Source organism: Geosporobacter ferrireducens (assembly GCF_001750685.1).
In the GTDB taxonomy this organism is placed as follows: domain Bacteria; phylum Bacillota; class Clostridia; order Peptostreptococcales; family Thermotaleaceae; genus Geosporobacter; species Geosporobacter ferrireducens.
Genome location: NZ_CP017269.1, coordinates 2,898,917 through 2,917,091 on the forward strand (window position 1 = coordinate 2,898,917; position 18,175 = coordinate 2,917,091).

19 protein-coding genes are annotated in these 18,175 nt (G+C 39.7%); all 19 read left to right on the forward strand.

All coding sequences use genetic code 11. From position 1 onward, the window contains the following. Positions 1-86 precede the first annotated feature (86 nt). The 19 genes from yedF (at position 87) to rplI (ending at position 18,171) form a co-directional block, all read left to right on the forward strand. Positions 87-674, forward strand: a complete 588-nt coding sequence (gene yedF, locus Gferi_RS13590) for a sulfurtransferase-like selenium metabolism protein YedF (RefSeq protein WP_069977342.1) — start codon at positions 87-89, stop codon at positions 672-674. A gap of 13 nt (positions 675-687) precedes the next feature. Further along, positions 688-948, forward strand: coding sequence for a DUF3343 domain-containing protein (locus Gferi_RS13595; protein ID WP_069977343.1), 261 nt, complete (start codon positions 688-690; stop codon positions 946-948). A gap of 15 nt (positions 949-963) precedes the next feature. Then, entirely contained in the window at positions 964-1,842 is an 879-nt protein-coding gene (locus Gferi_RS13600; RefSeq protein WP_069977344.1) for a mechanosensitive ion channel family protein, read from the forward strand. Positions 1,843-2,035: 193 nt separating this feature from the next. After that, positions 2,036-2,230: a DUF951 domain-containing protein gene (locus Gferi_RS13605; RefSeq protein WP_069977349.1), complete on the forward strand. Its 195-nt coding sequence runs from the start codon at positions 2,036-2,038 to the stop codon at positions 2,228-2,230. A gap of 171 nt (positions 2,231-2,401) precedes the next feature. Continuing rightward, positions 2,402-3,589, forward strand: a complete 1,188-nt coding sequence (locus tag Gferi_RS13610; RefSeq protein WP_069977351.1) for an aminotransferase-like domain-containing protein — start codon at positions 2,402-2,404, stop codon at positions 3,587-3,589. A gap of 155 nt (positions 3,590-3,744) precedes the next feature. Further along, complete coding sequence (locus tag Gferi_RS13615) at positions 3,745-5,757, forward strand: transporter substrate-binding domain-containing protein (protein ID WP_069977353.1); 2,013 nt, start codon at positions 3,745-3,747, stop codon at positions 5,755-5,757. Continuing rightward, positions 5,754-7,106: a sigma-54-dependent transcriptional regulator gene (locus Gferi_RS13620; RefSeq protein WP_069977361.1), complete on the forward strand. Its 1,353-nt coding sequence runs from the start codon at positions 5,754-5,756 to the stop codon at positions 7,104-7,106. Before Gferi_RS13615 ends, Gferi_RS13620 begins: the two co-directional genes overlap by 4 nt. A 158-nt stretch (positions 7,107-7,264) precedes the next feature. Further along, positions 7,265-8,281: a TAXI family TRAP transporter solute-binding subunit gene (locus tag Gferi_RS13625; RefSeq protein WP_069977363.1), complete on the forward strand. Its 1,017-nt coding sequence runs from the start codon at positions 7,265-7,267 to the stop codon at positions 8,279-8,281. 1 nt (position 8,282) lies between these two features. Beyond that, positions 8,283-8,816 carry a DUF1850 domain-containing protein gene (locus tag Gferi_RS13630; protein WP_069977366.1) on the forward strand — a complete coding sequence of 178 codons (534 nt, stop codon included), beginning with the start codon at positions 8,283-8,285 and terminating at the stop codon, positions 8,814-8,816. Beyond that, the gene (locus Gferi_RS13635) at positions 8,798-10,759 is read left to right on the forward strand and encodes a TRAP transporter permease (protein ID WP_069977368.1); all 1,962 of its coding nucleotides are present in this window, start codon (positions 8,798-8,800) and stop codon (positions 10,757-10,759) included. Before Gferi_RS13630 ends, Gferi_RS13635 begins: the two co-directional genes overlap by 19 nt. Positions 10,760-10,832: 73 nt before the next feature. Continuing rightward, positions 10,833-12,449 (forward strand): gamma-glutamyltransferase family protein, encoded by a 1,617-nt coding sequence (locus Gferi_RS13640; RefSeq protein WP_456297978.1) that lies wholly within the window; start codon positions 10,833-10,835, stop codon positions 12,447-12,449. 241 nt (positions 12,450-12,690) lie between these two features. Then, on the forward strand, positions 12,691-12,978 hold the full coding sequence (rpsF, locus tag Gferi_RS13645; RefSeq protein ID WP_069977372.1) for a 30S ribosomal protein S6: 288 nt from the start codon (positions 12,691-12,693) through the stop codon (positions 12,976-12,978). A 25-nt stretch (positions 12,979-13,003) separates the two neighbouring features. After that, a complete protein-coding gene (locus tag Gferi_RS13650; RefSeq protein WP_069977374.1) occupies positions 13,004-13,405 on the forward strand; it encodes a single-stranded DNA-binding protein in 402 nt (133 codons plus the stop codon). Positions 13,406-13,426: 21 nt separating this feature from the next. Next, positions 13,427-13,654: a 30S ribosomal protein S18 gene (gene rpsR, locus Gferi_RS13655; RefSeq protein ID WP_069981428.1), complete on the forward strand. Its 228-nt coding sequence runs from the start codon at positions 13,427-13,429 to the stop codon at positions 13,652-13,654. 87 nt (positions 13,655-13,741) lie between these two features. Continuing rightward, positions 13,742-14,257: an ECF transporter S component gene (locus Gferi_RS13660; RefSeq protein ID WP_156782396.1), complete on the forward strand. Its 516-nt coding sequence runs from the start codon at positions 13,742-13,744 to the stop codon at positions 14,255-14,257. A gap of 165 nt (positions 14,258-14,422) precedes the next feature. After that, positions 14,423-14,752: a MazG-like family protein gene (locus Gferi_RS13665; protein WP_069981430.1), complete on the forward strand. Its 330-nt coding sequence runs from the start codon at positions 14,423-14,425 to the stop codon at positions 14,750-14,752. A gap of 12 nt (positions 14,753-14,764) precedes the next feature. Next, a complete protein-coding gene (locus Gferi_RS13670; protein WP_069977375.1) occupies positions 14,765-15,715 on the forward strand; it encodes a YybS family protein in 951 nt (316 codons plus the stop codon). An 18-nt stretch (positions 15,716-15,733) separates the two neighbouring features. After that, the gene (locus Gferi_RS13675) at positions 15,734-17,725 is read left to right on the forward strand and encodes a DHH family phosphoesterase (RefSeq protein WP_069977377.1); all 1,992 of its coding nucleotides are present in this window, start codon (positions 15,734-15,736) and stop codon (positions 17,723-17,725) included. Then, positions 17,725-18,171: a 50S ribosomal protein L9 gene (rplI, locus tag Gferi_RS13680; protein WP_069977379.1), complete on the forward strand. Its 447-nt coding sequence runs from the start codon at positions 17,725-17,727 to the stop codon at positions 18,169-18,171. Before Gferi_RS13675 ends, rplI begins: the two co-directional genes overlap by 1 nt. Positions 18,172-18,175: the final 4 nt, after the last annotated feature.

The following is an 18,175-nucleotide window of genomic DNA, read 5'->3' on the forward strand; positions in this document are numbered from 1 at the left end:
TAGAGAAATACTATACAATGGAGGATGAAAGAACCGATATAATAAAACTAGAGATGAATTTTTAGGAATGCTGGGAGGAATGAAAAGTGGACAGACAAGTGGATGCCAGGGGATGGAATTGTCCAAAGCCTGTGATTGAAACAAAGAAATTATTGGAAAGCATAAAAGAAGGAAGCGTGGTTACCATTGTTGACAATGAAGTAGCAAAGGAAAATGTAACGAAGCTGGCAAAGAGCATGGCCTATAACGTAGACGTTAAGGAGATGGGTGGAGATTACTATATCAACATTTATTCCCAAGAGGTAGTTAAGGATGTGTTGGCGCAGCCTAAGAAGCTTAAGGAGATGGCCATATTATTCGGCAGTGACTGTATGGGAGAAGGCTCTGAAGAGTTGGGAAAAGTCCTTATGAAGGGTTTTATGTATACCCTTACAGAATATTCACCTTATCCAAAGGCTTTGCTTTTTATTAATAGCGGTGTCAAATTGACAACAGAAGGCTCTGACGTACTCGACTACTTAAGGCAGTTGGAGAGCGAAGGGGTAGAAATTCTCTCCTGCGGTACCTGCCTGGACTATTATAACTTAAAAAATAAGCTGATGGTGGGCGGCGTTACCAATATGTATACCATCGTAGACAAAATGAACAATGCAAAAAACACAATAAAGTTATAGCGGAGAACCAAAAATGAAAAATGAAGAATTTTATGTAATCGCATTTGAATCTACACATCATGCTATTCAAACAGAAAAGGATTTAAGAACAAGATTCAAGATTGAAACCATCCCTACCCCACGTGAGATCAGTGCAAGCTGCGGTTTGTCTATAAAGTTCTCAAAGGACTTGTTTACAGATGTAACAGATTTACTGAAAAAGGATGAAAAGAAATACAACGTATTTCGTGTTGAATGGGTAGGCGGTCAACGTCAGATTACAAAGGTAACCTAGAGGGAGAAGTTGTCTATGGAAGATACAATGGGCATTATCAACGAAAAACTAAAGGATACGATTGTAATGTATGGGGACTCGGAGCGTTTGTCAAGATACTCTGGGGCGCTGATAAAGATCATTTTTATTTTTATTGCTGCAAAAATTGCTATACGATTTATGAATATGGTGGTAGACAAATTTTTTCAAAACAGATCTAAATTGAAAATTGTAGGAGAACAACGCCGATTTGATACCCTTAAGGATATCATCAAAAGCATTTTTCGGTATATTATTTATTTTGTAGCCTTTACGCCCATACTAGAAACACTGGGAGTGAATATATCTTCATTAATTGCTGCTGCTGGTATTGGCGGATTAGCCATTGGTTTTGGCGCACAAAATCTAGTGCGAGATGTCATCACAGGGTTTTTTATTATATTTGAGGATCAATTCCATGTGGGAGATTATATTGAGACTGGCGGCAAATCGGGAATAGTAGATGAAATGGCAATTCGTGTAACAAAAATTCGGGATTTTAACGGAGATTTACACATTATTCCCAATGGCTCTATCGATAAAGTCACCAATAGAAGCAGAGGGAATATGCGCGCCTTGGTAGAGGTTAGTATTGCTTATGAGGAAAATATTGACCGTACTATGGAGGTACTGAGAAAGCTTTGTACAGAGATTGCTGAAGAGAATGATAAGATTGTTGAAGGGCCTACGGTTCTTGGCGTATCCAAACTGGGCGAATCCGATGTAGTGATTGCCATCATGGCCAAGACCATTCCCATGGAACAATGGGCAGTGGAAAGAGAACTGCGTAAACGGATTAAAGAAAGACTGGAAGAGAAGGGAATCGAGATACCATATCCCAGAAGAGTGGTTATTGAGAGTAGTGAAAGAAGATAGTGAGGTTCGAGATTTTTTCTCGAACTTTGCTTTTATAAAAGGATAAATTGTGTTAATATATTCTATAATGTTTCTTTACTCTATTACCGGGATAAAGCAGACAGGTTTAAGTCTGGAAGCAGGGTGTATAAATCTATCGTCCGTTATAAAATATATATAATAAAATGAAATCAATCAGGAAGGGTGAGGCAGCATGCCCATGGATTTAAAGATGGGGGATATTTTAGAAGTAAAAAAGAATCATCCTTGCGGCAGCAATAAATTTGAAGTTACGCGTACGGGAATGGACTTTCGCATCAAGTGCTGTGGATGCAGCCATGAAGTATGGATTCCCCGTGTAAAGCTGGAAAAGCGTGTAAAAAAAATCTTAGAAAGAAAAGAAGAGTAGTCAGTAAAAAACAATTCAAAATTGCAGAATATTCTTTAAAATATTTTTGTAACACTTACAAAAATATTTTAAAAATCTAAGCAACACAGAATTGTTTAGTGATATAATAATAAATAGATATAGTCGGGCAATGCTTTTCCTTATTATAATTCTAATGGAGGTGCTTTTGAAATGGCGATTCGATTCGCAAATCGTATGGAAGGTATTAAAGCTTCTGAAATCCGTGAGTTGTTAAAGCTTACAACAAGACCGGAGATCATATCCTTTGCAGGAGGTTTGCCTGCACCAGAGTTGTTCCCAGTAGAAGAGATGAAGAAGGTTACGCTGAAGGTTTTAGAAGAAGGTGGCCAGCAAGCACTTCAATACAGTACTACAGAGGGCTTTACGCCGCTGCGGGAAAAGATTGCCGCAAGAATGGCCAAGCTGGGGATTCAAGCAAAGGCAGACGACATATTGATCACAAATGGATCACAGCAGGGATTGGATTTTAGCGGGAAGATATTTTTGAATCCAGGAGATGTTGTAATCTGTGAAAGTCCAAGTTACCTAGGGGCGATTAACGCATTTAAAGCCTATGAATGTGAATTTGTAGAGGTTCCTACCGATGATCATGGTATGATCATGGAGGAGTTGGAAAAAATTCTAGAAACAACACCACAGGCAAGAATGATCTATGTAATTCCAGATTTCCAAAACCCAACAGGAAGAACATGGCCTGTGGATAGACGTAAGCGATTGGTAGAATTGGCTGTAAAATTTGATTTGCCGATTGTAGAGGATAATCCTTATGGAGAATTGCGATTTGAGGGAGAGATTCCACCTTCGATTAAGTCCTTTGATATCGATGGCCGCGTGATTTTTTTAGGTACTTATTCCAAGACCTTCTGTCCTGGACTTCGTATCGGCTGGGTCTGTGCCTCAGAGGAAATCCTTACAAAATATATATTGGTAAAGCAGGGAGCAGACCTGCAGTCCAGTACCATTTCTCAAAGAGAATTAAATGAATTCTTAGAATTATATAATCTGGATGAGCATGTAGAAAAAATTAAAGATACTTATAGAAAGCGCCGGGATCTGATGCTTCAAACCATGAAGGAAGCATTCCCGCCAGAGTTTAAATATACCTATCCGGAGGGCGGCCTGTTTACTTGGGTAACCATGCCCGGGCATCTCAATGCAAGAGACTTAATGGTAAAGGCTTTAGAAAAGAATGTAGCTTTTGTGCCCGGTGGGTCCTTCTTCCCAAATGGAGGCCATGAAAATACCTGTAGAATCAACTACTCCAACATGCCCGAGGATAAGATTATGGAAGGCATCAAGCGTTTAGGGGAAGTATTTGCGGAAGCTCTTCAAAAATAAATACGTTATAAAAAAGCTGTATCATATAGGATACAGCTTTTTTCATTCGGCTTTGGAAATTATAGGTTCTGTGAAGGAGAACGTAAAAGGATATAGAAATATTTACAGCATAGGATTAAAGTGATGAAGAAACTATTTGCAAAGCGGTGATAAACATGATAGATAGAAGACCCATCGTTCTACTGCTTATGATAATTCTTTTAATAGGAATCTCTACGGATCATGTCTTTGCAGCGTATTCAAATCCCTTGGTAAGACTGAATGTAGGTATAGAGCCTAGCCTTCCCCCATTTCAGTTTGAAGAGGATGGACAGCTAACGGGGCTAAACATAGAGATCTTAAATCTCATTGCAGAGAAAAATAACATTCAGATCAATTATATACCTATGAGCAAGGAATCAAGCATAAGAAAATTGTTGGATGGACGTATAGACCTAGTATTAGGATTGCGATACGACCCAAGGCTGTCAGATCAAGTATATTTTACAGAGAGTATCGTACAGTCCGTGGTTTGCATCCTCGCTAAAACGGAAAATAGCAAGGAAATTCAAAACAACCTCAATAGTGCCTACTATTTGGCAAGCGTGGAGAACGATTCTGCTGAACTTAACTTTCTCCAGAATGTAAGGCTAATCAATTTTAATGTAGCCTTTAATCAGGAGGATGCCTTCGAACTCCTATTGATGGATCGGGCAGATTTCCTTCTAGGGGTTAAGGACACAGCAGAATATCTTCTTAATAAGCATAAGCCGGCAACGGAATACACGATCATAGATAGTTATACTACGCCAGTTGAGTACTCAATCGCTGTTAAGGGAGATAATAGAAATCTATATAGTCTACTAGATAAAGGCATTAGCCAGCTTAAGCTCAGCGGAGAATATGAAAAGCTCTATTTTAAATGGGTGGATAATGGAGAAGCAAATATTGCTAGACGATTGGAAAGTATCATCAGAATAAGCCTCATAGGACTAATCCTTGGTCTGGTGATTTTATTTATGAGTACCTTGTGGAATATGCAGTTAAAGGAACAGGTGAAGCTAAAGACCCTTGAACTTTCCAAGACCAATTTGGATCTAGAGGCGCAGATCATCGAAACTAGAAACAACAGTGAGTTAAAAGACCTGATCTGTGAAAGCAGCCCTAGAGGCATAGCAATATTTGATGTGGATGGAATGATTTCTATTTTCAATAGTTCTGCCTTGGCTATGGCAGTGTTACAGGAGCCTCCGATTGGAAAATCTATCTTTGATATAGAACCGATGAATCTTATGCTTAAAGAAACATTGGATATCGTTATGCGTGAAAGAAAAAGCTATACCTGTGATCAATTCAAATACAGAAGAAATCATAAAGAATTTATCTATCGCTATATCATGTACCCTTTGCATAATTATGAGCAGAAGCTCAGGGGTGCAATCATCACCATTGAGGACATAACACAGGAGTGTAAACTCAAGGAACAAATCATGGAAAAGGATAAAAACCGTGCCCTCACACAAATTGTATCGGGTATTTCCCATGAGATCAGAAACCCTCTTACGACGATTAAAACATTTATCGAACTGATCCCCAAAAAGATAGATAATCAAAAATTTAAAGAAGAAATCGCTGTGGTGGTCCCTGAAGAAATCGAAAGAGTGGATAATCTTATAGAAAATCTTATTGATTATGCAAAGCCAAAGCGTCAAAATAAAACAAGCTTTCAGCTAGAGGAACTTATTAGTTCCTGCTTAACTTTATTTAAGCCTGTTTTTGACCAAAACAACATTGTCTATGAAAACCATATGCAGAGAAGGATTTATGTATATGGAGACAAAAACCAAATTAAGCAAGGCATCATTAATTTTCTTCTAAATGCCATAGATGCGATCCGGGAAAAGGGAGAAGCGGTCCATGATCCAAACTATCAGGGACGAATCCTTATAGACGGATTTCAAGAGGGAAATGATGTGAAGCTTACCCTTCGAGATAACGGCATAGGGATGAATAAGGATGAGCTGGAAAGGGCCTATGAGATTTTCTATACCACCAAGGAAAAGGGAACGGGTCTGGGACTGCCCCTATCTATTCAGATGCTAGAAATGAACGGCTGTAATGTATCGATAGAAAGTCTTAAATATGAACATACAGAAATAACCTTAATGTTTAGAGGTGAATCAATATGAGAAATAGCATTCTGATCATAGACGATGAGAAAAATATATGTACATCCCTTACCTATGCTTTAGAAGACTTATATAGGGTGGTTACTACCACAAATCCCCAAGAAGGGTTGACTTTACTCAAAGAGAATAAATTTGACGTGATTTTATTAGATTTACGTATAGGAAGAGTTAGCGGCCTAGAAGTGCTAAAGCAGATTAAGGAGATTCATCCGCAGATTGTTGTAATTATGATGACTGCTTATGGATCTATAGACTCTACCATAGAGGCAATCAAAAGCGGCGCTTTTACCTATCTAACCAAGCCCTTGAATATCAGTGAGCTCATGATAACCATAGAGAAGGCATTAGAGTTTATTGGACTAAATGAAAAGGTGGAACATCTGAGCAATGCTTTAAAAATGAAATATGTTTACAATGGCATTCTGGGAAAGAGCCCCTCTATGAAAAACATATTTGATTTAATCGATAAGCTCAAGGATGTGGATACCAATGTACTCATAACAGGAGAAAGCGGAACGGGTAAGGAATTGGTAGCCAGAGCTATTCATTATGGGGGGAAAAGGAGTAATGAAAAGTTTGTAGAGATAAACTGTGCGGCCATTCCGGAGGGCCTTCTAGAGGGTGAATTGTTTGGACATAAAAAAGGATCTTTCACAGGGGCGGATCGGGATAGTATAGGAAAGTTTGAGTTTGCAGATAAGGGAACCATCTTATTGGATGAAATAGGCGACATGGGTTTGATACTCCAGGCAAAACTCCTAAGGGTATTGGAACAAAAAGAGGTTACGCCTCTAGGAAGCAATATCCCCATCAAGCTAAAGGCCCGGGTTTTAGCTTCTACCAATAGAGATTTAAAAAAGCTTATGGAGGAAGGACTTTTTCGAAAAGATCTTTATTTTAGACTTAATGTCATTGAAATCAAGCTGCCACCCTTAAGAGAGAAGAAAGAGGATTTGCCGCTGCTTTTTAATCACTTTATGGAAGTGTATAATAAGGAATTTGGAAAGCAGGTAATAAAGCTATCTACTGCCACTCAAGAGCTGCTTCTCAATTATTCATATCCTGGAAACATACGAGAATTGTCTAATATCATGGAGTATGGTATCCTCATGGCAAAGGGTGATACCTTGGAGTTAGAGGATCTTCCGGAAAAAGTAAAGGCAGGAAAAACCTATATGAATCTAGAGTATGAAGTAGATTCATTAGTCGGCCTTCCATTAGATGAAATCGAAAAACGAATGATAAAGGCAACATTGGAGTTAAACAAGGGCCATAGGAAAGATACGGCTAAAATGCTCGGAATCAGTGAACGAGGGCTAAGAAATAAGCTGAAGGAATACGAATTATAGGGGAAAATATTGCCGCAAGGGAAGTTCTTTCCTCTTTTTTTGCTGTCTAAATCATTAGGAGATCACGGAAAGTCTTCATTTTGCCTATTCTTAATCTTGGCATGACAATTGCAATTAATTCAATTTGTAGTCAAATAACTTAGAGGAGGAATTTAAAAATGAAGAGAAAGTCCATATTATTCGTTGCCTTATTATTAGTATTTTCTTTATTTCTAACAGCATGTGGAGGCGGAACCAGCGCACCGGCAGATCAAGACGCTGGCAATACAGAGACAAATACCATTAATAAGAACGATTACTTTATAACCGTAGCTACAGGACCTACCAGCGGATTGTATTATCCCATTGGAGGTGCTTTCTCAAACGTTATTAAGAACAAGTTAGGCTATAAGTCCTCTGCTCAATCTACAGGCGCATCTGTGGAAAACATTAACCTGATCATAGGTGGAAAGGCTGATCTAGCCATTACGATGTCTGATGCAATTGCACAAGCCTATGATGCTTTTGGTGCCTTCGAAGGTAAGGAACCACAAAAGAATTTAAGAGTCCTAATGAGTCTATATCCAAACTATGTACAGCTGGTTACTACAAACAAATCTGGTATAACGAAGTTTGAAGATTTAAAAGGCAAGAGAGTTGGAATTGGCGCACCGAATTCAGGAGTTGAGTTAAATGCGAGAATGATGTACGAAGCCCATGGCATGACCTATGAAGATAGCAAGGTGGACTACCTAAACTATGGCGAGGCCATCGACCAAATGAAAAATGGATTAATTGATGCCGCTTTTGTAACCAGTGGAATTCCTAATGCAACCGTTATGGAGTTAGGTACTACCAATAAGATTGTTATCGTACCCATTGAAGGAGAAGGTGCTAAGAACCTTATAGAAAAATATCCTTTCTTTGTAGAGGAAGTAATCCCAGCAAGTACTTACGATACAGATACAGATGTAAATACCGTATCTGTCAGAAATATCATGATTATCAGAGAAGAACTTCCAGAGGAAGTGGTGTACGAGATTACAAAAGGAATTTTTGAAAATATCGAGGAGATCAAAGCCTCTCACAATACAGCGAATACACATCTATCACTAGAAAATTCTCAAATAGGTATTAACATTCCATTCCATCCAGGAGCAGAAAAATACTACAAGGAAGTAGGCATCATAAAATAAGATGAGCGACAGATCAACAGAGAAGAAGCAGATTTTTGCTTCTTCTCATTTTAAAATTACTTTATTCGTGAGCATATTTGCATTTGTAGTCTTGTTATTTTTATTTAAAATATCGGAGATCCAAAGGCTTTCTATTATAAATCAAAACACCAATAAGGTTTATTTAACAACAGAGGTGGTTCCAGGAGATAAGCTCACCTATGGCTGGATTCATTCCCTTGAGCATATACCTTGGACAGAGGATTATTATATACAGAAAAACAATCACCTGCTGCTTTACAGGATTACCCTATCCGCCTTTGGTGCTGGAATTCCACATAATAAGGGTAAGCTGACTAGAGTAGAAGACGGTACGATCGTTATGGAGGAAATAAACGAAGATTTTGAAGAAATCAATTGGATTCATTCTCAGACTGCCACAGAGTACATTCAGTTAAATGATCAGACCCTCATAAAAGGTGTGGATTTACCGCATCATGAAGCATTGAAATTGAAAATAGAAAAGAGGTTGAAGCTATGTCGAAGATCACAATAGATAACCAAATAAATGATCAACAGGTTGAGATTATCGAGAAATATGATAAGGAACAAAAAACCCGTTCCTTTGATAAGGCTTCCTTAGCAAAGGGGGTCTATTGGGCTGCAGTTATTATTTCGTTATATCATTTTATTACATCCTTTGTCGGTGCACCTGCCACTTTAAAGCATAGATCCCTGCATGTCAGTATGATACTATTTCTATCCTTTATCTTCTATCCGATCAATGATAAGGCAAGTAGAAAAAAGCTGCCCCTATATGACGGGATATTTGCAGTACTATCTTTAGGCATCACCCTCTATGTATGGATCGACTACCCCAATATCATTGCCCGTGCAGGCTTGATTAATACCATGGATATGATTGTGGGAACAATCTTAGTCGTATTGGTTTTAGAGGCTTCCAGAAGAATTTCCGGCCTACCCCTAACCCTATTGGCCATGGCATTTATTGGGTATGCCCTTTATGGCAGGAATATCCCTGGAATATTCTCTCATAGGGGTTATGACTGGGCATCTCTTGTCAATCAGTTTTTTATTAGTACTGATGGCATCTATGGCACATCTGTAGGTGTAGCTTCCAGTTATATATTCCTATTTATACTGTTCGGGGAAGTCATGAATAAATCTGGCATGGGTAAATTTTTTAATGATATTGCATTGGCTTTGGCTGGAGGGTCCATGGGTGGACCTGCAAAGGTTGCAGTAATCGCTAGTGGATTTCTAGGAAGTATTAATGGTTCGGCTATTGCCAATGTAGTTACCACGGGGGCCTTTACCATTCCTTTAATGAAGAGAACCGGTTATTCTAAGGAATTCTCCGGTGCAGTAGAAGCAACGGCTTCTGTAGGAGGTCAGCTGCTCCCGCCGATTATGGGTGCTGCAGCTTTTATCATGGCAGAGATGGTAGGGATAAAATACAGCATGATTATTGTTTATGCTGCAATTCCAGCAATTTTATATTATCTAGGCATTATTATTCAGGTACATCTAAGAGCTTCTAAAAGTAATCTAGTGGGTCTTCCAAAGGAGGAACTGCCTAGGGTTAAAGATGTTATGCGAGAAAGAGGACATCTTTTGATTCCGATACTATTTTTACTAGGGATGCTGTTCTTCAGTGGTAAAACCGTAGTGTTTTCGGCCTTCTGTTCAATCATTGTAACTGTAATAACCAGTATGTTTAAGGAAAGTACTAGAATGAGCGTAAAGGATATCATAGATGCCCTAGCTGGTGGAGCAAAAGGCACAGTATCCGTTGCCATGGCTTGTGCCATTGTTGGTATCATTATTGCCGTTACCAGTATTACTGGTTTTGGATTAAATATGGCCAATGCGATTATTCAATTGGGCGGTACAAGTATTCTGGCAACCTTAGTCTTTGCAATGATCACTTGTATGATTTTAGGTATGGGCTTACCCAGTATACCTGCTTATCTCATTACAGCAACCATCGCTGCGCCAGCCCTTGTTAAACTGGGTATTCCTGTAGTAGCCGCCCATTTGTTTGTATTCTACTTTGCCATGTTTGCCAACCTTACGCCACCGGTTGCCCTAGCGGCTTTTGCTGCAGCAGGATTATCAGGGGGAGACCCTATGAAGACTGGTGTAGCCTCGGTAAAACTCGCTTTAGCAGGCTTTATTATACCTTATATGTTTGTATTCAATAATGAGCTGCTATTGTTGGATACAACATGGACGATTGCCCTTAGAGTAACGATTACCTCAATTATTGGGGTTATGATGATAGGAACCGCTATAGAGGGTTACTTATTAAGAGAGATCCCGCTGGTTCTTAGAGTGGCATCCTTTATTGGTGCACTACTATTAATCACAGCAAACTTTTTTCAAGATATAGGCGGCTTTGCAATATTAGCAATATTAATCCTACAGCAGGTCCTGAAAAAGAAGAAAGGAAATATGCGTACGCACTCTAGTTATTAAGCCTATTTAACAGAGTTTAGGGGCAGAAGTTCCTAGGCTCTTTTTAGTAGATATTGGATATCATCAAATGGAGGTGGAAAGGTTGCATTATGATTCTTTGGTTTATCGTTATGCATCAAGAAGAAATGTAGTATATGCAAAAAAAGGCATGGTAGCCACAGGGCAGCCAATGGCTGCACAAGCAGGATTAGAGATACTAAGAGCCGGTGGTAATGCCATTGATGCAGCAATTGCAACAGCTGCATGTTTAACTGTAGTAGAACATACATCTAATGGCATAGGTGGAGATAATTTCGCCTTAGTTTGGACAAGAGAAAAGCTATATGGTCTGAACTGTAGCGGAAAATCACCAAAATCCATATCTATTGAAAAGCTTAAGGAAAGGGGGATTACAGAGATTCCAAAATACGGCTGGATACCTGTAACGGTACCAGGCACTCCAGCAGGCTGGGCAGCACTCTCTAAGCGTTTTGGCAAGCTGCCTCTTACAGCGGTATTGGCGCCAGCAATAAGATATGCAACGGAAGGCTATGTTCTTACCCCGAATGTGGGAAAACTATGGGATAGAGACTATAAAAACTATAAAGTTAGCTTAAAAGGAAAAGAATTTGACAGCTGGTTTACAACCTTTGCACCGAATGGAAGAGCGCCAAAGCCAGGAGAGACTTGGAAATCACCAGACCATGCCAAAACACTAGAAGTAATCGCAGAAACCCAAGGTGAAGCCTTCTATAGAGGCGCATTGGCGGATAAAATTGACCAATTTTCCAGGGCCTATCATGGTTATCTAAGAAAAGAAGATTTAGAAGCCTTTGAGCCAGAATGGGTAGAGCCAATCTCTATCAATTATAGGGGATATGATGTTTGGGAAATTCCTCCCAATGGACATGGGCTTGTAGCGTTACTGGCATTAAAGATTCTAAGCGGCTATGAATTTAAAGATCGGGACAATATAGATACGCTGCATAAACAAATAGAAGCAATGAAGCTAGCTTTTGCAGATGGCCAAAAATATATAGCAGACCCAAGAATGATGTCTGTGAAAGTAGAGCAGCTTCTCTCTGAATCCTATGCAGCGCAGAGAAGAGCATTGATTGGGGAAGAAGCACTTATGCCGACACCGGGAGATCCTACCGCCAGTGGAACGGTTTATTTAGCAACGGCTGATGAGGACGGCAACATGGTCTCCATGATCCAAAGCAACTATATGGGCTTTGGTTCAGGCCTTGTAGTACCAGAAACGGGAATCGCTCTACACAACAGAGGGCATAATTTTGTATTAGATATAAACCATGACAATGCCCTGGCACCGGGCAAAAAACCATACCATACAATCATTCCTGGATTCTTAACGAAAAATAACAAAGCAATCGGGCCATTTGGGGTAATGGGTGGATTTATGCAGCCGCAAGGGCATGTTCAAGTAATTATGAATACAATAGACTTCCATATGAACCCACAAGATGCCTTAGATGCTTATCGCTGGCAGTGGGTAGGGGGGAAGAGAGTCGATATTGAACCTGATTTTCCAAACCCCTTAGCCCTACAGTTAGCGGCTAAGGGGCATGAGGTCGTACCACAAATAGATACAATCTCAATGGGGCGGGGACAAATCATCTGGAGAACTGAAGACGGAACCCTTTGCGGAGGAACTGAACCGAGAACGGATGGTGCAATTGCTGCATGGTAAAAAGAAAAAAGGACTTCACCAAAGGGGTAAATCGGAAGTTTATGAAGAGCTTATTTTAAAATAGTATTTCATTAACCCTTTAGATTTTGATCTATTTAAAGATTGAATCTTGATCTTGAAAGGGATTTTTAAATAATTCTTGCATAAAGCTTGTACTACTGATATAATACTATGATGTGAGAATATACTCTCTGTCCTGTGTTAGAGCAGGACCGAATCAGTCCATAGGGAGGTGGAAAATATGAGAAAATATGAAGCGATGTTCATTATGAAGTCTAATCTTGAAGAAGAGAAAAGAAACGAAGTAATCAACAAATTCAAGGCTATCATCGAGACAGATGGTGAGATTGAAAGCGTAGATGAGTGGGGAAACAGAAAGCTTGCATACCCAATCAACAAGCTGAATGATGGTTACTACGTACTAGTTCACTTCAAGGCTGGTGCGGACTTACCAAAGGAATTGGACAGAAATTTCAAAATCTCTGATGATGTGATTAGACACATGATCGTAAATCTTGAAGAAAAATAATAAAAATAAGCAGGGTGGTGTAGGTATGAATCAGGTCACTTTAATCGGAAGACTGGCCAAAGATCCGGAGCTTCGGTTTACCGCAGGTAGCGGCAAAGCAGTAGCCACCTTTACACTTGCTGTAGATAGACCATTTGCCAAAGAAAAAGAAGCGGATTTTTTTAGAGTAGTTGTATGGGGAAAAACAGGTGAAAACTGTGCCAACTACTTGGCGAAAGGCAGACTTGTTGCCATTCAGGGCAGACTACAAAACAACAATTTTGAGACGCAAAGTGGAGAAAAGCGCTTTACGACGGAAGTTGTTGCGGATCGAGTAGAATTCCTAGAGTGGGGAAACAAAAACGAGAACAGAGGATTTAACAATCCGTCCAATATAGACATAGATGGTTTTCAAGCCATTGAAGAGGATGACGACATTCCATTCTAGAGAAGGAGGGAAAACAGAATGATGATGAAGAAAAGACGCGGCCGTAAAAAAAGAGTATGCAGCTTCTGTGCTGATAAGGCAAAGCATATTGACTATAAAGATATCAGAAAACTTGGCAAATATGTTACCGATAGAGGAAAAATTCTTCCAAGAAGAATTTCTGGTACTTGTGCAACACATCAAAGAGCTTTGACGATCGCAATCAAAAGATCAAGAATTGTTGCGTTATTGCCATATACTGCAGAATAAGCGATGGAGAAGTGAGAAATCACTTCTCTTTTTTCGTAATTTGCCATACAATAGAGGTAAGATATTCTAGGACAGAGAGGATGTGGTATGATGAAAATAAACACAAAAAGTATTACAAGAACGGGGATATTATTGGCACTGGCATTGGTTATCCAATTGATGCGCTTGCCTCAATTGGTAACCGGTACTGCTGTAAATGCCGTACTGCTGATTTCATTAAGTACGATAGGCGTATTGGAAGCATCGGCCATTGGCTGTATTACACCGATAGTTGCCTTCTTGGTGGGAATTATTCAACCTCCGATGGCACCTGTAGTTCCCTTTATTGTGATGAGCAATCTTGTTTTAATTTGGATTGTCTATGGTCTGCGAAGAAAGAATATATATATACAGATCATCTTGGCTTCTGTGGGGAAGTTCTTGTTTCTCGTTGTAGCAGTTAGGCTGATTTTAACACAGTTTCTACCAGCCCCTGTGTGGGAGAAGGTAGCCGTAGCCTTTGGCGTTACACAGCTTTTTACTGCGTTGGCTGGAGGATTTTTGGCAATACTGGTTACCAAACTGCTCCACCCATATCTTGATGAAGAAGCGCCTATAGAATAGGACTGTACACTAAAAACTTCCTGGAGTGCCTTGCAGGAAGTTTTTTTGAAGTATGCATCCTTTTCGCTGAAAGAGGGAAGAAAAAAGGATAACCTGTCTTGCTTGCAGAATATATACAAGATAGTGGAATCTGCTATAATGTATATAAAGGAGGGGAATAAGGCAATGACTACAGGAGAAAGAAATAATTTAGACATTACAAAGAATATTAAAATCATTGAATGGTTGAAGAGCGAGCTGTTAACAGCCATCGCTTCACTTTTCGAGTTACTTATAAAAGGAACAAAAGCAGGTCAAGAGGCATTGATAGATGTATTGGCAAATATTATTCTGGTTACTTATATCTTGGGAAAGCGATTGGGAATTAATTTTTCCACCATAGATATGAAGATAGAGGATAAGATCCGTTTGGGCATTCTAGAAGAACATAGAGTAGAAGAATGGTATGGGGATCTATCAAATTTGAAACAATATTTCAATAGAAACAGAAACTAGGAGTGATTTGGTTTGAATACGCAGAAGAAGACAAGAGCATTGATAGAAGCTTCCCTAATGACTGCGATTACCTGCATTTTTGCAGTAATTGGTACGTATATTCCTGTGTTAACTTTCGTACTTTATTTTATTCCGGTACCTTTTATTATCCTGGGAAAGCGACATGGAATGAACTTTGTCGTACTTTCCATTATCGCCTCTGCAATTATTATCGGCAGTTTGACGGAACCCATTTACTCGGTCTTTGTAGTACTCCTTCCGGGAATTGTAGCCATTGTAATGGGGTATATGATGAAAAAGGGTTATTCTCCAGGAATGGTACTGGCTGGGGGCACAGCAGCAGCCCTTCTTTCTACAGGATTGTCCATCAGTCTGGCTACAGCCATTTCAGGAATTAATGCTTTTACGCAGATGAGTGAAATCTTTAAAGAAGTAACGGAAATGCAGATCAATCTCATGCAGCGGATGGGTATGGAAGCGGAAAAAATGGAGCAAATTACAACGAATTTGGAAAATACCGCAAAAATGGCAGTGATGGTGATTCCTGCAGCCATTATGCTGTCAGCAGTATTTTTATCCTATGTGAACTATCTATTAACCGTGTACATACTAAATCGGATTGGATATAAGGCAGAACAGCTTCCGCCCTTACAGAATTTAAGGTTGCCGAAAAGCATATTGGCAGGGAGTTTTCTTATTATCATATTAACCCTTTTGACAAGATATCTAAACATCATTCATTACGATACTTTAGTAGTAAATATATTTGTCATCCTTCAATTTATATTTTTTATACAGGGAATAGCTGTAATCCTTTATTTCATGAAGGCTTACAAACTCACTAAGCCAATGCGGCTATTGATCTTCCTATTTCTACTTTTAAACCAAATGGGCGCCTTTATGGTTGCCATGATCGGGCTGACAGATTCCTTTGTGAATTTGAGAAGGCTTCAGTCCGAATAAATTATAGGAGTGTAATAGATGGGAAATAAACGGTTTTCAAAAATATTCATTCCTGATACGAGGATTCATTTATGGATCATGACACTTTTGGTGTTGGTGTTGGCCTACTACAATCCGCTGATTGGCGGAATCGGTATTGTCGTCATGATTTATTTGCTGTACCATAACTGGAAAACCTCACATGATCGCAGGGAGATGTGGCGCAAGTATATAGAAGGTTTTTCCTCTAATATAGATGCTGCAACCAAGTATGCGGTGCTGAACCTGCCGATACCCTTAGTAATCGTAGAGTTTGATGGCAGCATTATCTGGTATAACGCTCGATTTGGAGAAATTACAGACAGTAAGGATCTGTTAGAAAGAAATATTGAAGACTTTATTTCAGGAATAGAATTGAACAATATTTTGCAGGACAAAAAAGATATGGTAACTGAGGTAACAATTAATGATAGACATTATAAAGTTTTATATAATATAGTGAAAACAGAGGATTTAGAATCGAGACATATTGTGATGCTCTATTGGATTGACATCACTAATTTCCATAACCTAAAAATACTTTATAATGAAGAGAGAACCAATGTTGCGCTGGTTCAGGTAGATAATTATGATGATGTGATGCAGAGCACCGAAGAAGCAAAAAGACCCATTGTAATTGCAGAGATCGATCGTAGGGTTAATCTCTGGGCGGCAAGAATGAATGCAGTTATGAAAAAATTTCAGAAGGATAAATACATTCTGATTTTTGAAAACAAATATTTAGAGCTGTTAGAAAACAGAAAGTTTGCCATATTGGATGAACTCCGGGAGATCCAAATGGGAAACGAAATTCCTATTACGCTTAGTGTAGGGGTAGGGGCTAATGGTAGAACACCCCAGCAAAATGATGAGTATGCCAGGGCAGCAATGGATTTGGCTTTGGGCCGAGGTGGGGATCAAGCTGTTGTGAAAAAGATCGATGCCATAAGCTTTTACGGAGGAAAAACAAAGGCGGTAGAGAAGCGCAATAAGGTGAAGGCGAGAGTCATTGCCCATGCTTTGCGTCAGTTGATTGATCAATCCGGGCGTGTACTAATTATGGGTCACAAGATTCCGGACATGGATAGCTTTGGTGCGGCCATCGGTGTCTACCGGGCAGTGAAAAATAGAGGAAAAGAAGCCTATATCCTACTGGAAGGTGTGAATCCCTCTATTGAAAATCTCTGGAATCGGATCAAAGATTATCCGGAATATAAATTTATCACCCCAGATGATTTTCTAAACCGTGTAGATCAAGATACATTGATTGTTGTGGTGGATACCCATAGGCCGAATTTTACTCAATCTCCAGAGGCTTTAGCAAAGGCTGAAAGAATCGTATTAATTGACCATCACCGACGAGGGGCAGAGTTTATTGAAAATACAGTGCTTACATATTTGGAGCCCTACGCTTCTTCCACCTGTGAGCTTGTTACAGAGATTCTTCAGTATATGGAAGATAAGATGAGTATCGAGAAAATAGAGGCAGAAGCCCTTTTAGCCGGCATCGCGGTAGATACGAAGAATTTCTCCTTTAAAACAGGAGTAAGAACCTTTGAAGCCGCATCTCTTTTGAGAAGAGCCGGTGCAGATACCACCAGCGTACGGCAGCTATTCCAGGATGATTTGGAAACCTTCGTGGCCCGGGCAGAGGTTGTAAAAAATGCTCAGGATATTGGTAGAAATATTGCCCTATCCATATGCCCAAAGGATACGCACAACGCGCAGCTGGTAGCCGCCCAGGCGGCAGACGAATTGTTGGATATTCGAGGAATTACTGCGTCCTTTGTATTGGGATATAGGAATGATGAGGAGATTTTTATCAGTGGACGCTCCTTGGGAGAGATTAATGTACAAATGATTTTAGAGCGATTAGGTGGAGGCGGACACTTAACAGTGGCCGGCACCCAATTGAAGAATTATACCATGGATGAGACAAAGGAAATGCTCATTAGAGCAATTGATGAATATTTTGAGGAAGGTGAAGAATAATGAAGGTGATTTTATTAAAAGATGTAAAGGGTATAGGAAAAGCAGGAGAAATTATAAATGCCAGTGACGGTCATGCAAGAAACTATTTGATTCCAAGAGGCCTTGCTAAGGAAGCTACAGAAGGCGGTATTAAGGTGCTGGAAAAGCAGAAGGCTGCAGAGGCTAGAAAGAAGCAGGAAGAACTCCAGGAGGCTAAGGTATTGGCAGAAAAACTGTCTAGCTTGATAGTAAGCTTAAAGGGAAAGGCCGGCGAAGGGGGCCGGTTGTTTGGCTCCATCACTTCCAAGGATATCGCGGAAGGCTTGGAAAAACAGCATAAAATTAAAATGGATAAAAGAAAGATTCAAATGGATAACCCGATTCGGGAGCTTGGTGCAAGCTTTGTTGAAATTAAGGTGTATCCAGAGGTAATCGCAAAAATGAAAGTAGAGATTGTAGCAGAATAGAAGG